This is a genomic window from Burkholderia sp. 3C (assembly GCF_054589155.1).
The window spans coordinates 1-19,634 of the sequence record NZ_BAAILN010000091.1 but is presented as its reverse complement, the minus strand read 5'-3'; the positions used below and the strand labels follow the sequence as shown (position 1 = coordinate 19,634).

Genomic DNA, 19,634 nt, shown 5'->3' with positions numbered 1-19,634 from the left:
CGGCGCGCGGGCCGATACCGCCGGCCTGCCGCGGCTGACGCGCCTGGCCTTGGTGCGTCAGCCGATCTGTTCGAGCTGCTCCTGCAGATCGAGCCAGTCGATTTCCAGCGCTTCGAGCTTGGCGTTGACATCGCCGAGCTTGCGGATCGTTTCGGTCAGCTCGGCTTTCTTCTCGGCGGCATAGCTGCCCGCATCGGCCACGAAGGCATCGAGCTGCGCCTTGTCGGCATTGAGCTTTTCCATCTCCTTCTCGATTTTCGCGACCTTGGTCTGCAGCGGTTTCTTGACCTGCGACAGGCGTTGCCGCGCTTCCGCTTCCTGACGTTTCTGATCCTTGCGGTTCGCCGCACCGGCGCCGCTGTCGGCCGCCGCGGCGGCATCGCCGCGCGCCGCCGCGCGCTGGTCGGCCGCGTGTTGCAGCAGCCAGTCGCGGTAGTCGTCGAGATCGCCGTCGAACGGCTGGATACGGTGCTTGGCAACCAGCATGAACTGGTCGGTGGTCGCGCGCAGCAAGTGACGATCGTGCGAGACGAGGATCAGCGTGCCGTCGAACTGGGCGAGCGCCAGCGTGAGCGCGTCGCGCGTTTCGAGGTCGAGGTGGTTGGTCGGTTCGTCGAGCAGCAGCAGGTTCGGCTTGCGCCAGATGATCAGCGCCAGCGCGAGCCGAGCCTTCTCGCCGCCCGAGAACGGCGCGATGGGCGACGACGCCATGTCGCCCGAGAAATTGAAGCCGCCCAGGAAGTCGCGCAGCTCCTGCTCGCGGGTGTCCGGCGCGATGCGCGCCAGATGCGCGAGCGGCGAATCGTCGGGACGCAGCGTTTCGAGCTGATGCTGGGCGAAATAACCGATTGTCAGGCCCTTGCCGCCGCGCACGTCGCCGGCGAGCGGTTCGAGCGTGCCGGCCAGGGTCTTGATCAGCGTGGATTTGCCCTGGCCGTTGGCGCCGAGCAGGCCGATGCGCTGGCCGTTCTGGATCGACAGTGCGACGCGCTCGACGATCGGCAGCGCCGTGCCGTCGTTGCCGTGATAGCCGCACACCACGTCTTCCATGATCAGCATCGGGTTCGGTGCGGAATCGGGCGTGCGGAATTCGAAGCTGAACGCCGACCCGGCCTGCGTGGGCGCGAGCCGCTCCATCTTCTCCAGCGCCTTGACACGGCTTTGCGCCTGTTTGGCCTTCGAGGCCTTGGCCTTGAAGCGATCGATGAAGCTCTGCAGGTGCTCGATGGTTTTTTGCTGCTTGTCGTAGGCGCTCTGTTGCAGCGCCATGTGCTGCGCGCGCAGCACTTCGAACTGCGAGTAGTTGCCGCCGTAGCGCTTCACCTGGCGCGCTTCGAGATGCAGCGTGACGTTGCAGATCGCATCGAGGAATTCGCGATCGTGGGAGATCACGACGAGCGTGCCCGCGTAGCGGTGCAGCCAATCTTCCAGCCAGACGATCGCGTCGAGATCCAGGTGGTTGGTCGGTTCGTCGAGCAGCAGCAGGTCGGAGCGGCACATCAGCGCCTGCGCGAGATTCAGGCGCATGCGCCAGCCGCCCGAGAAATTCGCCACGCTTTCACGCGTTTGCGCGAGCGTGAAACCGAGCCCGAGCAGCAACGCCTCGGCGCGCGCCGGCGCGGTGTAGCCGTCGGCATCGGCGAACGCCACGTGCGCCTCGGCTTCCGCCGAGCCGTCGTGCGCGGCGGCGGCCGCCGCGATACGGGCCTCGATGCGGCGCAGCATGGCGTCGCCGTCGAGCGTGTAATCGAGTGCGGTGCGATCGACGGCCGGCGTTTCTTGCGAGACGTGGGCGATCTGCCAAGACGGCGGCATCGAGAAATCGCCCCCGTCGGCGTGCAATTCGCCGCGCAGCACCGAAAACAGCGTGGATTTGCCCGCGCCGTTCGCACCGACGAGGCCGGCCTTTTCGCCGGGGTTGAGCGCGAAGGTGGTGCCCTCGAACAGCGGCTTGGTGCCGCGCGCAAGACTGAACTGGTTGAAACGAATCACGACGGGAAGGGCAAGGGAAAACCGCTATTCTAGACCGGCAGCCCGGCGCGGGGCACTGTCCGTTCGGACGACTCACGCGCGGCGGCGGTTTCGCATAGACTGCCGCGGTGGCTTGCAGCACGCCAGAACCCACCCACCAAACCTGTGCCCGGGAGAATCCGATGCCGACCGATACCGTTTATTCATTTACCGCGAAGGCGCTCGACGGCCGCGACGTGTCGCTCGGCGATTACCGCGACAAGGTGCTGCTGATCGTCAATACCGCGAGCGAATGCGGATTCACGCCGCAGTACGCCGGTTTGCAGGAGCTGTATACGCGTTACGGCAGCCGGGGCCTGGCCGTGCTCGGTTTTCCGTGCAACCAGTTCGGCAAGCAGGAGCCGGGCGACGCCGCGCAGATCGGCGCGTTCTGCGAGCAGCGTTTCGGCGTGAGCTTTCCGCTGTTCGAGAAGGTCGATGTCAAGGGCGACCAGGCACATCCGCTGTTTCGCTGGCTGACCGAGGAGGCACCGGGCGTGCTGGGCCTGAAGGCGATCAAGTGGAATTTCACGAAATTCCTGATCGGTCGCGACGGCAAGGTGATCAAGCGCTATGCACCCACCACCAAGCCGGCGGACGTGGCGGCCGACATCGAGGCGCTGCTCTGAGCCACTGCGCGGCGCATCGCCGCCGAACGGCGGCGTCGGCGTTCAGAGGATGGGCGCGAACAGCCGGGCGACGTGCATCACCACGCGCCGCCAGGCGCCGGTGCGATCGAGTTCGCCGAGGTCGACTTCGTCGGCCAGCGCGAAATCCTGTTCGAGCATGGCGTCCACGTCGGCCGCAAAGCCGGCGTCCACCGTCAGCACCATGATCTCGAAGTTCAGCCGGAACGAGCGGTTGTCGAGATTCGCGCTGCCGATCGCGGCGGCCGCGTCGTCGATCAGCACCACCTTCTGGTGCAGGAAACCGGGCCGGTAGCGGAAGATCCGCACACCGGCATCCACCAGATCGCGCGCATACAGTTTCGAGGCCTCGAACACCACGTAGTGGTCGCGCCGGCTCGGAATCAGAATCCGCACGTCCACGCCGCGCATCACGGCCAGCTTCAGGGCGGAGATCACGGCCTCGTCGGGCACCAGGTAGGGCGTGGTGATCCACACGCGCTCGTGCGCCGCGTGGATCGCCTCGACGAAGAACAGCGAACCGGTTTCCTGCTTGTCGGCCGGCCCCATCGGCACGACCAGGCAATGCATGTCCTCGTCGCCCACGGGCGGTTGCGCGGGAGCGCCAACCGGCAGCGACTGCGTGGCCCAGTGCCAGTCCTCGGCGAACACGTACTGCACGTTCGCCACCACCGGCCCGCGCAGCTCGATGTGCGTGTCGCGCCACGGCGAGAGCTTCATGTTGCCGCCGAGGTACTCCACGCCCACGTTGTGGCCGCCCACGAATGCGCGTTCGCCGTCCACCACCACGATCTTGCGGTGGTTGCGGAAGTTGAGCTGGAAACGATTCACGAAGCGCTTGTTGGTGGCGAACGTGTGGACTTCCACGCCGCCCGCGCGCAAGGCGTTCACGTAGCGGTGCGGCAGGTCGAAGCTGCCGATGCTGTCGTACAGCAGGTAGCAGCGCACGCCGCGCGCGGCGCAGGCCAGCAGCGCATCGCGCAGCATCGCGCCGAGCGCATCGTCGCGCACGATGAAGAACTGCACGATCACGTAGTGGCGGGCGCCCTCGATCGCCGACAGGATCGCCGCAAAAGTGGCCTCGCCGTTGACCAGCAGCCGGACGGCATTGCCGCCCACGAACGGCATCCCGCCGAGTTGTGTCAGCGCACGCACGGGCGAGGCGCCGAGCATGTCGCTGGGCACGCCGAGCGAGCTGCCATGCGTGTCCCAACTGGCCGGGCGCGAGTGCGTGCGCAGCGCGGCCGTTTCGGTGCGGCGCGCGTCCACGTAGCCGGAGAACTTGCTGCGGCCGAGAAACAGGTAGGGGATCAGCGTGAGGTAGGGCATCGCGGTCAGCGACACCGCCCAGGCGATCGCGCCCTGCGAGGTGCGGGTATTGAGGATCGCGTGGCAGGCCGCGATCAGCCCGAGGAAATGGGCGAGTGCGACGAGAGTGCCGAGATGAAGCCAGTCGAGATGCATCGTTGCGTGAGTTCCGAGCGGTTCGTGACGGTTGCGGTGTCGGGCGGCCGGCGGCCCCGGCGGCGAAGCGCGCCGTGCCGCCCGCCTGCGGCATCTTAGCGAACCGGGCGGCCCGATGCAGAACCGGCGGCCGGAGCCGCCCGTGCGGTGGCGGATTCGGCCGGGTTCACAGCGAATTCACGGCGGATTTTCGGCAGGTGCGCGGCCGATCCAGCGCACGCTCAGGCCGAATAGGGCAGATCGGCGGCGTGGATCAGGAACACGCTGTCGTCACCGGCGCTGGTCGGCAGCCAGATCAGGTCGAGCCCGCCGAACGCGGCTTCGACGTTGTGCCGCTCGTTGCCGATTTCGACGACGAGCACGCCGTCGTCCTTGAGCCATTTCTTCGCCTCGCGCAGCAGGCGGCGCACGATGTCCATGCCGTCCTCGCCGCCGGCCAGCGCCATTTCGGGCTCGTGGCGGTATTCCTCGGGTAGCGCGGCCATCGATTCGGCGTTCACATACGGCGGATTGCTGAGGATCACGTCGTAGCGCAGGTCCGGGTTGTCGAGCCGTTCGGTCGGCAGCGGCGCGTAAAGGTCGCCGTGATGCAGCGCGATACGGTGGTCGAGGCCGTATTCGGTCACGTTGATTTCGGCCACTTCCAGCGCTTCCTCGGACAGGTCCACCGCATCGATGTCGGCGTTCGGAAACGCTTCGGCGGCCAGGATCGCGAGGCAACCCGAGCCGGTGCACAGTTCGAGCACCGCGCCCACCTGTTCCGGGTCGGCCACGTACGGTTGCAGGCCGTCGTCGAGCAGTTCGCCGATGAACGAGCGCGGCACGATCACGCGTTCGTCGACATAGAAGCGGTGGCCGTGCATCCACGCTTCGTTGGTCAGGTAGGCGGCCGGCAGCCGTTCGGTGGCGCGGCGCTCGACGCGTTGCAGCACCGCATCGAGTTCGTCGGGCAGCAGGCGCGCGTCGAGGAACGGTTCGAGCGTGTCGAGCGGCAGGTGCAGCGCGTGCAGTACCAGGTAGACGGCCTCGTCGTAGGCATTGTCCGAGCCATGGCCGAACGACAGCTGTTCGGCCGAGAAGCGCGTCACCGCATAGCGCACCACATCGCGGATCGTCGTGAAGGTGGTGGCGGGCGTGGCAGAAGATGTCATGGCGGGTTCCGTTGCGTCAGGCGATCAGTTGTTCGAGCACACGGCGGTAAACGTTCTTCAGCGGGTCGATGAAGCGCAGCTCGATATGCTCGTCGATCTTGTGGATCGAACCGTTGGGGGGGCCGAATTCGATGACCTGCGGGCAGATGCGCGCGATGAAGCGGCCGTCCGAGGTGCCCCCGGTGGTCGACAGTTCGGTGGTGAGGCCGGTTTCGTCGCGAATGGCGTTCTCGAGCGCCGTCGACAGCTCGCCGCGCGGCGTCAGGAACGGGTGGCCGCTGATCGACCACTTCAGCTCGTAGTCGAAGCCGTGCTTGTCGAGCATCGCATGCACGCGCGACTGCAGGCCCTCGACCGTGCTGGCCGTCGAGAAGCGGAAGTTGAACAGCAGCGTGACGTGGCCCGGGATCACGTTGGTCGCGCCGGTGCCGCCGTGCAGGTTCGACACCTGCCAGGTGGTGGGCGGGAAGTATTCGTTGCCGTCGTCCCAGCGCTCGGCGGCCAGTTCCGCGAGTGCGGGCGCGAGCAGGTGGATCGGGTTCTTGGCGAGGTGCGGGTAGGCGATGTGGCCTTGCACGCCCTTGACCACGAGTTCGCCCGACATCGAGCCGCGCCGGCCGTTCTTGACCACGTCGCCGAGCGTGGCGGAGGAGGTCGGTTCGCCGACGATGCAGTAGTCGAGCCGCTCGCCGCGCGCGTTCAGCGCCTCGCACACCTTGACGGTGCCGTCGGTGGCCGGGCCTTCCTCGTCGCTCGTGATCAGCATCGCGATCGAGCCGCGATGGCCCGGGTGGGCGGCCACGAATTCCTCGCTCGCCACCACGAAGCCGGCCAGCGAGGTTTTCATGTCGGCCGCGCCGCGGCCGTACAGCTTGCCGTCGCGGTGGGCCGGGACGAACGGCGGCGAGGTCCACTGTTCGAGCGGGCCGGTGGGCACCACGTCGGTGTGGCCCGCGAACGCGAGCAGCTTGCCGTCGCGGCCGTCGGCGCCGCGCTTGACGGCCCACAGGTTCGTCACGCCGTTCGAGGCGATCGTTTCGCACGCGAAGCCGATCGCCGAGAGGCGCTCGATCATGATCTGCTGGCAGTGCTGATCGTCGGGCGTCACGGACGGGCGTGCGATCAGTTGTTCGGTAAGGGCAAGGGTGGCGGACATGGTTCGGACCACTTTCGATGAAAAATGCCGGCGCGACGGCCGGCAGGTCGGGGTGGCGCGCTTGCCCGGAGCTAACCCGGGCGGCGCGCCGTTCGCGCGAAGCGGCTCGCGCGCGGAGTCAGGCCGTGAACAGCGCCGCGTACTGGTCGGACACGAAGCCGACCGATTTGACGCGGCCGTCGACGACCAGCACCGGGCGCTTGATGACGGAGGGTTTTTCCAGCATCAGCGCGATCGCGCCGGCTTCGCTGTCGGCCGAGGCCTTGACGTCGTCGGGCAGCCCGCGCCAGGTGGTGCCGCGGCGGTTGACGAGGGTGTCCAGCGGCACGTCCTTCAACCAGCCCTTCACGATGGCGGCGGTGAGGCCGGCCTTCTTGAAATCGTGGAAGTCGAACGCCACACCGTGCTCGTCGAGCCACACGCGGGCCTTCTTCACCGTGTCGCAGTTCGGGATGCCATAGACGACGGTGGGCATCAGTCGCCTCGCAGCAGTTCGTTCAGGCCGACCTTGGCGCGCGTCTTGGCGTCGACCTTCTTGACGATCACGGCGCAGTACAGGCTGTGCGAGCCGTCCTTCGACGGCAGGTTGCCGGCCACCACCACCGAGCCCGCCGGGATGCGGCCGTAGCTGATTTCGCCGGTTTCGCGATCGTAGATCTTGGTGCTCTGGCCCAGGTACACGCCCATCGAGATCACCGAGTTTTCCTCGACGATCACGCCTTCGACCACTTCCGAGCGCGCGCCGATGAAGCAGTTGTCTTCGATGATGACCGGGTTGGCCTGCAGCGGCTCCAGCACGCCGCCGATGCCCACGCCGCCCGACAGGTGGACGTTCTTGCCGATCTGCGCGCACGAACCGACCGTCGCCCAGGTGTCGACCATCGTGCCTTCGTCGACGTAGGCGCCGATGTTGGTGTACGACGGCATCAGCACGACGTTCTTCGCGATGAACGAGCCGCGGCGCGCGACGGCCGGCGGCACGACGCGGAAGCCGCTGGCGGCGAAATCTTCGGCCGTGTAGTTCGCGAACTTCGACGGCACCTTGTCGTAGAACTGCGAGAAGCCGCCGGCCGGCATCGGCGCGTTGTCTTCCAGGCGGAACGACAGCAGCACGGCCTTCTTCAGCCATTGATGGACGATCCAGTCGCCGTTCTGCTTTTCGGCGACGCGCAGGGCGCCCTTGTCGAGCTGCTCGATCGCGTGCGCGACGGCTTCACGCACTTCGGCGGGGGCGGCCTTCGGCGACAGTTCGGCGCGGTTTTCCCACGCGGTATCGATGATTTGCTGAAGTTGTTGCGACATGTTGATTGCTTCGCTGGAAGTGGGAAGAAGGATGAAAACGGCAGCAGGCCCGGCGGGCTCAGGCGGCGAGGCCGCGGCAGAAACTGACGATGCGCCGCGCGCCCTCGACGCATTCGGCGACGCCGGCCACGAGCGCGATCCGCACGAAATCGCGGCCCGGATTGGTGCCGTGCGCGTCGCGCGCGAGGTACGAGCCGGGCAGAACCGTCACATTATAGTCGGCGTACAGGCGGCGGGCGAACTCGGTGTCGGACAGGCCGGTGCGCGCCACGTTGGCCCACAAGTAGAACGCGGCATCGGGCAGCGCGACATCGAGCACCTCGGCCAGCATCGGCGTGACGGTGTTGAACTTCTGCGCGTACAGCGCGCGGTTTTCGCGCACATGGGCCTCGTCGCCCCAGGCCACGATGCTGGCGCTTTGCCAGACCGGCGAGAGCGCCGCGCCGTGATAGGTGCGGTACAGCAGGAAGCGCTTGAGGATCGCCGCGTCGCCGGCCACGAAGCCCGAGCGCATGCCCGGCACGTTCGAGCGCTTGGACAGGCTCGACAGCATCACGAGCCGCTCGAAACCGCGGCCGAGCCGGCGCGCCGCGTCGAGGCCGCCGAGCGGCGGGTTCGCCTCGTCGAAGTAGATTTCCGAATAGCACTCGTCGGAGGCGATCACGAAGCCGTGGCGGTCCGACAGCGCGAACAGCTCGCGCCAGTCGTCGAGCGTCAGCACGGCGCCGGTCGGGTTGCCCGGCGAGCAGACGAACAGCAACTGGGTGCGCGCCCAGACGTCCTCGGGCACCTGTGAATAGTCGGGCGCGAAGTTGCGGGCCGGGTCGCTGTTGACGAAATAGGGCTCGGCGCCGGCCAGCAACGCCGCGCCTTCGTAGATTTGATAGAAAGGATTCGGACAGAGTACGATCGCATTCCTGCCGTCGGCGCGCGGCGTGGCGTCGATCACGGCCTGCGCCAGCGAGAACAGCGCCTCGCGCGAGCCGGATACCGGCAGCACCTCGGTGGCGGCGTCGATCGCCGCCAGGCCGTAGCGCTGCTCGACCCAGCGTGCGATCGCGGTGCGCAGTGCGTCCGAGCCAGCCGTCGCCGGATACGAGGCCAGCCCGTCGAGCGAGTTGGCCACCGCGTCGCGGATCAGCGCCGGGGTCGGATGTTTCGGCTCGCCGATGCCGAAGCTGATCGGGGCGAGCGTGGCGGACGGCGTCACGTCCTTGAACAGCGCGCGGAGCTTTTCGAACGGGTAGGGCTGGAGCGTATCGAGTCGTGGATTCACGGGCTTGGAGCGTCGGGAGCGGTTGGGTCCGTCGGGCGGGACCGGAGCGGGCTGCTGCGGCGCGGCGGCCGGAGCCGCCGCAGGTGCGCACCCGGTGCGCGCCGCGAGCCGCCGATTATAGCGTGCCGCCCGCCCGGGGCGGGAGCGCGGCTTGCCGGGCGACCGGCGGCGCGTACGGTTCCGGAACCAGACAAAAACAGGGCATGAACGGCATGCAGGCCGTCATGCATCGACAGGAACTATCGAGAATGCGGACATGATGGGCAATCAACGTACGGCGCTGCCGACGCTGGCGATTCTGGTGGGGGCTTCGGTCTGGGGGCTGATCTGGTATCCGCTGCGGATCGTGGCCGGGCTCGGCCTGACCGGCACCGCGGCCAGCGCCCTGACGAGCCTGTGCGCGTGCGGTTTCGTGGTGATCTGGCGCCGCCGTTCGTTGCGCACGCTGCGCTGGCATTGGGCGCTGCCGGCGCTCGGCGTGGCGGCCGGCGTGACCAATCTCGGGTTCGTGTGGGGCACGATTCACGGCGAAGTGCTGCGTGTGATGCTGCTGTTCTATCTGACCCCGGCCTGGACCGCGATCTACGCCCATTTCCTGCTGCGCGACCGGCTCGGTTGGGCCGGCGCCGGCGTGGCGGCGCTGTCGATCGCCGGCGCGATGCTGATGCTGTGGTCGCCGCGTCTGGGCTTGCCGTTGCCGTCGACGCCGGCCGAATGGGCCGGGCTGGCCGCCGGCCTCGCGTTCGCGATGAGCAACGTGCTGGTGGTGCGGCTCTCGCGCGATTTGCCCGACCTCAAGCCCGAAATGCGCACCGCCACGCTGTTCGCGGGCGGCGCGGCGTTCGGCATCGCGGCCAGCTTTGTCGAGGGCGTGCCCGTGGTGCCCGCGCCGCATGCGCTCGGGCTTGCGCTGCTGATCGCGGCCGCGATCGGCGTGACGATGGCGCTCAACAACCTGCTGGTGCAATACGGGCTGTCGCGCGTGCCGGCCAACCGCGCCTCGGTCATCATGCTGTTCGAAATCGTCGTGACCGCGCTGTCGGCCTGGGTGTTCGCCGGCGAATTGCCGGGCGTGCGCGAGTGGGCGGGGGGCGCCTGCATCATCGTCGCCTCGCTGCTGTCGAGCCGCGTCCACAAGGCCTCGGCCCCGGACGCCGATCCCCGGGACGACGCGCGCGCGATGGTATGATTGTTCCGCTTCACGGGGTCGGCCGCACGACGGTTCGCCCCCGTTGTCCGAATTTCGGGACGGGCGGCGCCCGCAGTGCGCCGCCGGTTGCCGTCCGTTTCAATCCCTATTCCATACCGATACCGACGTGCGACTGAGCTCGATCAAACTCGCAGGCTTCAAATCCTTCGTCGATCCCACGCATTTCCAGGTTCCGGGCCAGCTCGTCGGCGTGGTCGGCCCGAACGGTTGCGGCAAATCCAACATCATCGACGCCGTGCGCTGGGTGCTCGGCGAATCGCGCGCCTCCGAGCTGCGCGGCGAATCGATGCAGGACGTGATCTTCAACGGCTCCACCACGCGCAAGCCCGGCAGCCGGGCCAGCGTCGAGCTGATCTTCGATAACTCCGACGGTCGCGCGGCCGGCCAGTGGGGGCAGTACGGCGAGATCGCCGTCAAGCGCGTGCTCACGCGCGACGGCACCTCCAGCTACTACATCAACAACCTGCCGGCGCGCCGCCGCGACATCCAGGACATCTTCCTCGGCACCGGCCTCGGGCCGCGCGCCTACGCGATCATCGGGCAGGGCATGATCGCGCGGATCATCGAGGCCAAGCCCGAAGAGCTGCGCGTGTTCCTGGAAGAAGCCGCCGGCGTGTCGAAGTACAAGGAGCGCCGCCGCGAAACCGAGAACCGCCTGCACGACACGCGCGAGAACCTGACGCGCGTCGAGGATATCGTCCGCGAACTCGGTGCGAACCTCGAAAAGCTCGAAGCGCAGGCCGTGGTCGCCACGCGCTACAAGGATTTGCTGGCCGACGGCGAGGAAAAGCAGCGTTTGCTGTGGCTGCTGCGCAAGAGCGAGGCTCAGGGCGAGCAGCAGAAGCAGCAGCGTGCGATCGAACAGGCGCAGATCGACCTCGAAGCGCAAACGGCCAAGCTGCGCGAAGTCGAGGCGCAGCTCGAAACGCTGCGCGTCGCCAACTATTCGGCCAGCGACGCGATGCAGGGCGCGCAGGGCGCGCTCTACGAGGCCAATGCCGAAGTCAGCCGGCTCGAAGCCGAGATCAAGTTCATCGTCGAATCGCGCAACCGCGTGCAGGCGCAGATCGCCGCGCTGACGGCGCAGCGCGAGCAATGGCAGGCGCAGACGCAGAAGGCCCAGGACGACCTGGAAGAAGCCGAGGAAGCGCGCGCGATCGCCGACGAGAAGGCCGCGATGGCCGAGGACGACGCGGCCGCCAAGCACGACGCGCTGCCCGCGCTCGAAGCGCGCTGGCGCGATGCGCAGGCGCAGCTCAACGACGAGCGTGGCCGCATCTCGCAAACCGAGCAGGCGCTCAAGCTGGAGGCCGCGCACCAGCGCAACGCCGATCAGCAGTTGATGCAGTTGCAGCAGCGCCACGAGCGCCTGAAATCCGAAGCGGGCGGCCTTGACGCGCCCGACGAGGCGCAGCTCGAAGAGTCGCGCATGCAGCTCGCCGAGCAGGAGGAAGTACTGCACGAGGCGCAGGCGCGCCTGAGCGACGCGCAGGAAACACTGCCGCGCCTCGATGCCGAACGCCGCGCCGCGCAGGAGCGCGTGCAGGCCGAAAGCGCGCAGATCCACCAGCTCGAAGCGCGCCTGGCCGCACTCAAGCAGCTTCAGGAAAACGTCCAGACCGAAGGCAAGATCCAGCCGTGGCTCGACAAGCACGAGCTGGGCACGCTGCCGCGTCTCTGGAAAAAGCTGCACGTCGAAGCGGGCTGGGAAACTGCGCTCGAAGCGGTGCTGCGCGAGCGTCTCGCCGCGCTCGAAATCTCGAATCTCGACTGGGTCAAGGCATTCGCGACCGACGCGCCGCCGGCCAAGCTCGCGTTCTTTTCTCCGCCGGCCGCCGGCGAGCCGCTCGCGGCGCCGGCCGGCATGCGTCCGGTGCTGTCGCTGCTGCGCATCGACGATGCGGGCCTGCGCGCCGTGCTCAACGACTGGCTCGGCTCGGTGTATGTCGCCGACGATATCGCCCAGGCGCTCGCCACCCGTGCCCAGTTGCCGGCAGGCGGTGCCTACGTGGTCAAGGCCGGCCATATCGTGACGCGCGCCGGCGTGCAGCTTTACGCCGCCGATTCCGAGCAGGCCGGGATGCTGGCGCGCCAGCAGGAAATCGAGAATCTCGGCCGCCAGGTGCGTGCGCAGGCGCTGCTCGCCGACGAGGCGAAGACGGCCGCGGTGCGCGCCGATGCGGCGCATACGCAGGCCGCGCAGGCGCTCGGCGACGTGCGCGGGCAGGCCGAACGCGCCACCCAGCGCGTTCATGCGTTGCAGATGGATGTGCTGAAGCTGGCCCAGGCGCACGAGCGCTACATGCAGCGCAGCACGCAGATCCGCGAGGAACTCGAGGAAATCGGCGCGCAGATCGAGGAACAACGCGCGCTGCGTGCCGAATCCGAGGCGAACTTCGAACGCTACGACGGCGAACTGGCCGAATTGCAGGCGAAGTTCGAGGACAACCAGCTCGCGTTCGAGGCGCTCGACGCGTCGCTGTCCGATGCCCGCCAGCAAGCGCGCGATCTCGAACGCGCGGCCAACGATGCGCGCTTCGCCGCGCGCAACTCGGCGAACCGCATCGACGAGCTGAAACGCACCATCCAGGTCGCGCACGATCAGATCGAGCGCGTGGCCGGCTCGCTGGAAGACGCCCGCGCCGAGCTCGAAACCATCAACGAGCAGACCGCCCACACGGGCCTGCAGGATGCGCTCGAAATCCGTTCGGCCAGGGAGCAGACGCTGTCGGCCGCGCGCATCGAGCTCGACGACCTGACCGCCAAGCTGCGCGCCTCCGACGAGCAGCGCCTGGCCGCCGAGCGCTCGCTGCAACCGCTGCGCGATCGCATCACCGAGCTGCAACTGAAGGAGCAGGCCGCGCGCCTGTCGTCCGAGCAGTTCGACGAGCAACTGGCCGAGGCCGGCGTGGATGAAGCCGCGCTGCTGCCGAAGCTGACGCCCGATCTGAAGCCGTCCTACCTGCAGGGCGAGGTTACGCGCATCAACAACGCGATCACGGCGCTCGGTCCCGTCAACATGGCGGCGCTCGAGGAGCTGGCGGCCGCGAGCGAGCGCAAGGTGTTCCTCGACGCGCAATCGGCCGACCTGCTGCTGGCGATCACCACGCTCGAGGACGCGATCCACAAGATCGACCAGGAAACGCGCACCTTGCTGCAAGGCACGTTCGACGAGGTCAATCACCACTTCAGCGACCTGTTCCCGAAGCTGTTCGGCGGCGGCCAGGCGAAGCTGACCATGACCGGCGACGAAATCCTCGACGCTGGCGTGCAGGTGATGGCGCAGCCGCCGGGGAAGAAGAACGCGACGATTCACCTGCTGTCGGGCGGCGAAAAGGCGCTCACGGCCACGGCGCTCGTGTTCGCGATGTTCCAGCTCAATCCTGCGCCGTTCTGTCTGCTCGACGAAGTCGATGCACCGCTCGACGACGCGAATACCGAGCGTTTCGCGAACCTGGTGCGCGCGATGTCCGACAAGACGCAGTTCCTGTTCATCTCGCACAACAAGATCGCGATGGAAATGGCGCAGCAGTTGATCGGCGTGACGATGCAGGAGCAGGGCGTATCGCGGATCGTGGCGGTCGACATGGAAACCGCGACCGGTTTTGCCCAGAATATTGGCTGATCGCGCGCGCCGCCTCGCCGTGGCGCGCCGGAAAAAGAATTCCTGATGGAGCATGCATGGACGAGTTGACACTCGGGTTGGTAGGCGCAGGCGTGGTGGTGGTCGGCGGCGTGGCGATCTATAACGCCTTGCAGGGCGCGAAGGTGCGCCGCAAGATGCCGCGGCCGATGCCGTCCGAGACGGCCGATACGCTGGCGCGCCAGGAGCGCGACGACGACGCGCCGTTCATCGAACCGGTTCGCCAGCCGTCGGCGCGCCGCGATGCGGCTGCCCCGGCCGTACCCGCCGCACCCGCTTCTGCGGCCCCGGCCGCGGTGGCTGCCCCGGCCCCGGCCGGCGATCGCGCCGCGCGCGTCGAACCCACGTTCGGCAACGCGCCCGAAGCCGCTTTGCCGGCCGACGTGCCGGCGGATCTGCAAGCCGACGAGACACTGACCGCAGCAGCCGGTGGATCGGACAGGTCCGACTCACCGGCCGAGCCTCATGCCAGCGATGCCGGCGATAGGCACGCGCCGCATTCGGGCGAAGCGGGCACGGCCGATGCCCCCGTCGAGCCGGTTTTCGAGGCCGATGACGAGCCGGTGTTGCCCGCTGCCACCACGATTTCCTCTGCGCCGCCGGCCATCGTCGATCGGCGCATCGATTGCATCGTGCCGATCCGGCTGGCCGGGCCGATGCCGGGCGAGCGCCTGATGCCGGCCGCGCAACGGTTGCGGCGCGCGGGCAGCAAGCCGGTCCACATCGAAGGCAAGCCCGAAGGCACCGATCATTGGGAATTGTTGCAAGGCGGCGTGCGCTACGAGGAGTTGCGCGCGGCGGTTCAGCTTGCGAACCGCAATGGCCCGCTCAACGAGCTCGAATTCTCCGAGTTCGTGTCGGGCGTCGGCCAGTTCGCCGATGCGATCGACGGCGGCGCCGAATTCCCCGACATGCTCGAAACCGTGCAGATGGCGCGCGAGCTGGACGGTTTCGCGGCGCAGTGCGACGCGCAACTGTCGATCAACGTGATGTCGGACGGCGCACCGTGGTCGGCCAACTACGTGCAGGCCGTGGCCTCGCAGGACGGCCTGCTGCTGTCGCGCGACGGCACGCGCTTCGTCAAGCTCGATGCCCGGCAGAACCCGGTGTTCATGCTGCAGTTCGGCGACACCAACTTCCTGCGCGACGACCTGACCTACAAGGGCAGCAACATGATCACGCTGGTGCTCGACGTGCCGGTGGCCGACGAGGACATCCTGCCGTTCAAGCTGATGTGCGATTACGCCAAATCGCTGTCGGACCGGATCGGTGCGCGGGTGGTCGACGATTCGCGCCGGCCGTTGCCCGAGGCCACGCTGGTGGCGATCGAGCAGCAATTGATGAAGCTGTACGGGCGGCTGGAGCAGGCCGGCATTCCGGCCGGTTCGCCCGTCACGCGGCGCCTGTTCAGCCAGTAATCGGGGCAGGGCCGGCAGGTGCGAGACAGACGGTGCGCAAGCGCACGCCGCCTGAGATAATCCTGACTCGATTGTCACGAGAGCAAGTGCCGCCAGCATGGCCCGATCCCCAGTAGAACCGCCAGCCAGCCAGCCGTCCGAACGGGCGGCCTGGTTGCGCAACGAACTCGAGCGCGCGAATCACGCGTATTACGTGCTCGACCAGCCCGATCTGCCCGATGCCGAATACGATCGGCTGTTTCGCGAGCTGCAGCAGATCGAGGCCGATCAACCCGATCTGATCACGCCCGATTCGCCGACGCAGCGCGTCGGCGGCGAGGCGTCCACGGGCTTCACGCCGGTCGTGCACGACGTGCCGATGCTGTCGCTGAACAACGGCTTCGCCGACGAGGACATCGCCGCGTTCGACAAGCGCGTGTCCGACATGCTCGACAAGGCCCCGGCCGACCTGGCCGGCACCGCCACCGATCCCGTCGAATACGCCTGCGAACTGAAGTTCGACGGGCTGGCGATCTCGTTGCGCTACGAGCACGGCAAGTTCGTCCAGGCCGCCACGCGCGGCGACGGTGCGACGGGCGAGGACGTGACCGAAAACGTCCGCACCATCAAATCGATTCCGATCACGCTGAAGGGGGCCAACCCGCCCGCCGTGCTCGACGTGCGCGGCGAAGTGCTGATGTACAAGCGCGATTTCGCACGCCTGAACGAACGGCAGCGCGAGGCCGAGCAGCGCGAGTTCGCGAACCCGCGCAACGCCGCGGCCGGCAGCCTGCGCCAGCTCGATTCGAAGATCACGGCGCAGCGGCCGTTGTCGTTCTTCGCCTACGGCATCGGCGTGCTCGACGGCGCGCCGATGCCCGACACGCACAGCGGCCTGCTCGACTGGTACGAATCGTTCGGACTGCCGGTCAATCGCGAGCGCGCCGTGGTGCAGGGCGCCGACGGCCTGCTCGATTTCTTCCGCAAGGTCGGCGAGCGGCGCGAATCATTGCCGTACGACATCGACGGGGTGGTCTACAAGGTCAACCGGCGCGACGAGCAGGAGCGGCTCGGTTTCGTGTCGCGCGCGCCGCGCTTCGCGCTGGCCCACAAGTTTCCGGCCCAGGAAGCGCTGACCAGGCTGGTCGCGATCGACGTGCAGGTCGGCCGCACCGGCGCCATCACGCCGGTCGCACGGCTCGAGCCGGTGTTCGTCGGCGGCGCGACCGTCACCAACGCGACGCTGCACAACGAGGACGAAGTCCGCCGCAAGGACATCCGCATCGGCGACACCGTGATCGTGCGGCGCGCCGGCGACGTGATTCCGGAAGTGGTGTCGGCGCTGATGGATCGCCGCCCGGCCGACGCGGCCGAATTCGTGATGCCGACCGAATGCCCGGTGTGCGGCTCGAAGATCGAACGCCTGCCTGACGAGGCGATCGCCCGCTGCACGGGCGGCCTGTTCTGCCCGGCCCAGCGCAAGCAGGCGCTGTGGCACTTCGCGCAGCGCCGTGCGCTCGATATCGACGGCCTCGGCGAAAAGATCATCGATCAGCTCGTCGAGCAGAACTTGGTGCGCACGCCGGCCGACCTGTTCCATCTCGGCTTCGGGACGCTGGCCGCGCTCGACCGCTTCGCCGATAAATCCGCGCAGAACCTGCTCGAATCGCTCGAAAAGGCGCGCCACACCACGCTCGGCCGCTTCATCTACGCGCTCGGCATCCGCCATGTCGGCGAATCCACCGCCAAGGATCTGGCCAAGCATTTCGGTTCGCTGCAGCCGATCATCGACGCCACGCCCGAGCAACTGCTCGAAGTCAACGACGTCGGGCCGGTGGTGGCCGAATCGCTGCACCAGTTCTTCGCCGAGGAACACAACCTCACGGTGATCGCGCAGTTGCGCGAGAAGGTCGAGTGGCCGGAGGGGCCGCCCGCGCCCCGCGAGCCGCAAGGCGTGCTGGCCGGCAAGACGGTCGTGCTGACCGGCACGCTGCCCACGCTCGCGCGCGACGACGCGAAGGCCATGCTCGAAGCGGCCGGCGCGAAGGTGACCGGCTCGGTGTCGAAGAAAACCGATTACGTCGTTGCTGGCGCCGAAGCGGGCAGCAAGCTCGCCAAGGCTGAGGAACTCGGCATCCCCGTGCTCGACGAGGACGGGATGCATCAACTGCTCAAGGGGGAGACACCATCATGATTCGCGCAATCCTGAAGATGGGCGATCCGCGCCTGCTCGAAGTCGCGAAGCCGGTCGATGCGTTCGACACGCCGGCGCTGCACGAACTCGTCGCCGACATGTTCGAGACCATGCATCACGCCAACGGCGCCGGGCTGGCCGCGCCGCAGATCGGCGTCGACCTGCAGGTGATCATCTTCGGCTTCGGCAACAACGCGCGCTATCCCGACGCACCGCCGGTGCCGGAGACGGTGCTGATCAATCCGAGCGTCGAGTATCTGCCGCCGGACATGGAGGAGGGCTGGGAAGGCTGTCTGTCGGTACCCGGCATGCGCGGCGTGGTGAGCCGTTACGCGAAGGTGCGTTACGGCGGCTTCGACCAGTACGGCAAGCGGATCGATCGCGTGGCCGAGGGTTTTCATGCGCGCGTCGTGCAGCATGAATACGATCACCTGATCGGCAAGCTCTATCCGATGCGGATCACCGATTTCTCGAAGTTCGGCTTCACGGAAGTGCTGTTTCCGGGCCTGGACCCGAACGCCGACGATTGAGCGTCGAGCCTGCGAGCCGCGCCCGAATGAAAAAACGGCGCCGGGAACCTTGGGGTTCGCCGGCGCCGTTTGCGTTTCGCATCGCGCGATATCGCGATGTCAACGCATCGTCAGAACGTCTCGTCGGGTGACAGGTAGCGCCACTCGCCTTGCGGCAGCGCGCCCAGCATCACGCGGCCCATCCGCACGCGCTTCAGGCCGATCACCTCCAGCCCCACCAGCTCGCACATGCGGCGGATCTGGCGCTTCTTGCCTTCGCGCAACACGAAACGCAACTGCTCGCCGTTCTGCCAGCTCACCATCGCGGGCTTCAGCGCAACGCCGTCGAGTTCGAGGCCGTGACGCAGTTGCGCCAGCAATTCGGCCGGGAAGTGCTGATCGATATCGATCAGTTGCTCGCCGAAGCGCACGCGCACCAGATATTCCTTGTCGACGTCCGAATTCTCGCCGATCAGTTGCTTGGCGACCACGCCGTTTTGCGTGAGCACCAGCATGCCGGTCGAATCGATGTCGAGACGGCCCGCCGGCGCGAGCGCGCGCAGTTGCATCGGCGAGAAGCGCAGCGGCGAGCGGTCGCCGCTCCAGTGGTTTTCGCGCGTGATCAGCGTGACGGCCGGCTCGTAGCCGTCCTCGGCCTGGCCCGACACATAGCCGACCGGCTTGTGCAGCAGGATCGTGACCTGCGCGGCTTGCGCGGCTTGCGCGCGATCGTCGATTTCGATCTTCTGGTCCGGGCGGACCTTGGTGCCGAGCGTGTCGATGCGTTCGCCGTCGACGAGCACCCAGCCCTTTTCGATCCATTCGTCCGCTTCGCGGCGCGAGCAGAGGCCGAGCTCCGACATCCGCTTCGAGAGACGCATCATGCCCGTTTCGTCTTCCGACTCGAACGATTCGGCGCGTGCCTTGACGGGTTGCGCGGTCTTGAGGCGCGAGGGGGCGGCGCGTTCGGCGCTGTCGCGGGCGGGGCGGTTTTCGCCGCTGCGTTGCGGGCGGTCGCCGTCGCGCGAGAAGCGGGGGGCGCCTTCGCGTTGGGGACGGTCGCCGAAGCGTGCAGGGCGATCGCCATCGCGGGCGGGGCGGCCTTCGCTGCTGCGTTGCGGGCGATCGCCGTCGCGGGAGAAACGAGCGCCGCCTTCACGCGGGGGGCGATCGCCGAAACGCGGGCGTTCGCCATCACGTGCCGGACGGCCTTCGCCGCTGCGTTGCGGGCGATCGCCGTCGCGGGAGAAACGAGCGCCGCCTTCACGCGGGGGGCGATCGCCAAAACTCGGGCGTTCACCGTCACGCGCCGGACGGCCTTCGCTGCTGCGTTGCGGACGGTCGCCGTCGCGAGAGAAGCGAGCACCGCCTTCGCGCGGCGGACGATTGCCAAAACTCGGTCGTTCGCCATCACGCGCCGGACGGCCTTCGCTGCTGCGTTGCGGACGGTCGCCGTCGCGGGAGAAACGAGCGCCACCTTCACGCGGCGGACGATTGCCAAAACTCGGTCGTTCGCCATCACGCGCCGGACGGCCTTCGCTGCTGCGTTGCGGACGGTCGCCGTCGCGAGAGAAGCGCGCCCCGCCTTCGCGCGGCGGACGATTGCCAAAACTCGGTCGTTCGCCATCGCGCGCCGGACGGCCTTCGCTGCTGCGTTGCGGACGGTCACCATCGC

At 67.8% G+C, this 19,634-nt stretch carries 14 protein-coding genes; 6 read left to right on the top strand and 8 right to left on the bottom strand.

Going from position 1 to position 19,634, the window contains the following annotated elements:
- Positions 1–57: 57 nt before the first annotated feature.
- Positions 58–1,992, bottom strand: a complete 1,935-nt coding sequence (locus ACYP33_RS15820; RefSeq protein ID WP_414442205.1) for an ATP-binding cassette domain-containing protein — start codon at positions 1,990–1,992, stop codon at positions 58–60.
- A 161-nt stretch (positions 1,993–2,153) separates the two neighbouring features.
- Here ACYP33_RS15820 and ACYP33_RS15815 point away from each other — a divergent pair, with 161 nt between their 5' ends.
- A complete protein-coding gene (locus ACYP33_RS15815; protein ID WP_414451656.1) occupies positions 2,154–2,639 on the top strand; it encodes a glutathione peroxidase in 486 nt (161 codons plus the stop codon).
- A 42-nt stretch (positions 2,640–2,681) separates the two neighbouring features.
- Here ACYP33_RS15815 and cls read toward each other — a convergent pair whose 3' ends face one another.
- From cls to dapC, 6 genes are all read right to left on the bottom strand, one after another.
- On the bottom strand, positions 2,682–4,121 hold the full coding sequence (cls, locus tag ACYP33_RS15810; RefSeq protein ID WP_459622770.1) for a cardiolipin synthase: 1,440 nt from the start codon (positions 4,119–4,121) through the stop codon (positions 2,682–2,684).
- A gap of 221 nt (positions 4,122–4,342) precedes the next feature.
- The gene (gene prmB / locus ACYP33_RS15805; RefSeq protein ID WP_414442202.1) at positions 4,343–5,272 is read right to left on the bottom strand and encodes a 50S ribosomal protein L3 N(5)-glutamine methyltransferase; all 930 of its coding nucleotides are present in this window, start codon (positions 5,270–5,272) and stop codon (positions 4,343–4,345) included.
- Between the two features lie 16 nt (positions 5,273–5,288).
- Positions 5,289–6,428 carry a succinyl-diaminopimelate desuccinylase gene (gene dapE, locus ACYP33_RS15800; RefSeq protein ID WP_414442201.1) on the bottom strand — a complete coding sequence of 380 codons (1,140 nt, stop codon included), beginning with the start codon at positions 6,426–6,428 and terminating at the stop codon, positions 5,289–5,291.
- A gap of 118 nt (positions 6,429–6,546) precedes the next feature.
- Positions 6,547–6,903, bottom strand: a complete 357-nt coding sequence (locus ACYP33_RS15795; RefSeq protein WP_459622769.1) for an arsenate reductase — start codon at positions 6,901–6,903, stop codon at positions 6,547–6,549.
- On the bottom strand, positions 6,903–7,730 hold the full coding sequence (gene dapD, locus ACYP33_RS15790) for a 2,3,4,5-tetrahydropyridine-2,6-dicarboxylate N-succinyltransferase (protein ID WP_459622768.1): 828 nt from the start codon (positions 7,728–7,730) through the stop codon (positions 6,903–6,905). The genes ACYP33_RS15795 and dapD overlap by 1 nt, the downstream gene beginning before the upstream one ends.
- A 58-nt stretch (positions 7,731–7,788) precedes the next feature.
- Positions 7,789–9,006: a succinyldiaminopimelate transaminase gene (gene dapC / locus ACYP33_RS15785; RefSeq protein WP_414451659.1), complete on the bottom strand. Its 1,218-nt coding sequence runs from the start codon at positions 9,004–9,006 to the stop codon at positions 7,789–7,791.
- A gap of 256 nt (positions 9,007–9,262) precedes the next feature.
- On the opposite strand from dapC, the gene ACYP33_RS15780 reads away from it, so the two are divergent.
- From ACYP33_RS15780 to def, 5 genes are all read left to right on the top strand, one after another.
- Positions 9,263–10,195: a DMT family transporter gene (locus ACYP33_RS15780; protein WP_459622767.1), complete on the top strand. Its 933-nt coding sequence runs from the start codon at positions 9,263–9,265 to the stop codon at positions 10,193–10,195.
- A gap of 127 nt (positions 10,196–10,322) precedes the next feature.
- The gene (smc, locus tag ACYP33_RS15775; protein WP_459622766.1) at positions 10,323–13,841 is read left to right on the top strand and encodes a chromosome segregation protein SMC; all 3,519 of its coding nucleotides are present in this window, start codon (positions 10,323–10,325) and stop codon (positions 13,839–13,841) included.
- Positions 13,842–13,897: 56 nt separating this feature from the next.
- Positions 13,898–15,277, top strand: coding sequence for a cell division protein ZipA C-terminal FtsZ-binding domain-containing protein (locus tag ACYP33_RS15770; RefSeq protein ID WP_459622765.1), 1,380 nt, complete (start codon positions 13,898–13,900; stop codon positions 15,275–15,277).
- A gap of 97 nt (positions 15,278–15,374) precedes the next feature.
- Complete coding sequence (gene ligA / locus ACYP33_RS15765; protein ID WP_414451663.1) at positions 15,375–17,450, top strand: NAD-dependent DNA ligase LigA; 2,076 nt, start codon at positions 15,375–15,377, stop codon at positions 17,448–17,450.
- Positions 17,447–17,980, top strand: coding sequence for a peptide deformylase (gene def / locus ACYP33_RS15760; protein ID WP_414442193.1), 534 nt, complete (start codon positions 17,447–17,449; stop codon positions 17,978–17,980). Before ligA ends, def begins: the two co-directional genes overlap by 4 nt.
- A 110-nt stretch (positions 17,981–18,090) precedes the next feature.
- On the opposite strand, the gene ACYP33_RS15755 is transcribed toward def, so the two are convergent.
- Positions 18,091–19,634: pseudouridine synthase (locus ACYP33_RS15755; RefSeq protein ID WP_459622764.1), on the bottom strand; the 1,544-nt coding region annotated here is incomplete at its 5' end.

What these genes read in the sequence shown, in the direction of transcription:
- ACYP33_RS15815 (WP_414451656.1), top strand. Translation starts at nt 2,154, where the DNA reads ATGCCGACCGATACCGTTTATTCATTTACCGCGAAGGCGCTCGACGGC.
- cls (WP_459622770.1), bottom strand. Translation starts at nt 4,121, where the DNA reads ATGCATCTCGACTGGCTTCATCTCGGCACTCTCGTCGCACTCGCCCAT.
- prmB (WP_414442202.1), bottom strand. Translation starts at nt 5,272, where the DNA reads ATGACATCTTCTGCCACGCCCGCCACCACCTTCACGACGATCCGCGAT.
- dapE (WP_414442201.1), bottom strand. Translation starts at nt 6,428, where the DNA reads ATGTCCGCCACCCTTGCCCTTACCGAACAACTGATCGCACGCCCGTCC.
- ACYP33_RS15795 (WP_459622769.1), bottom strand. Translation starts at nt 6,903, where the DNA reads ATGCCCACCGTCGTCTATGGCATCCCGAACTGCGACACGGTGAAGAAG.
- dapD (WP_459622768.1), bottom strand. Translation starts at nt 7,730, where the DNA reads ATGTCGCAACAACTTCAGCAAATCATCGATACCGCGTGGGAAAACCGC.
- ACYP33_RS15780 (WP_459622767.1), top strand. Translation starts at nt 9,263, where the DNA reads ATGATGGGCAATCAACGTACGGCGCTGCCGACGCTGGCGATTCTGGTG.
- ACYP33_RS15770 (WP_459622765.1), top strand. Translation starts at nt 13,898, where the DNA reads ATGGACGAGTTGACACTCGGGTTGGTAGGCGCAGGCGTGGTGGTGGTC.
- ligA (WP_414451663.1), top strand. Translation starts at nt 15,375, where the DNA reads ATGGCCCGATCCCCAGTAGAACCGCCAGCCAGCCAGCCGTCCGAACGG.
- def (WP_414442193.1), top strand. Translation starts at nt 17,447, where the DNA reads ATGATTCGCGCAATCCTGAAGATGGGCGATCCGCGCCTGCTCGAAGTC.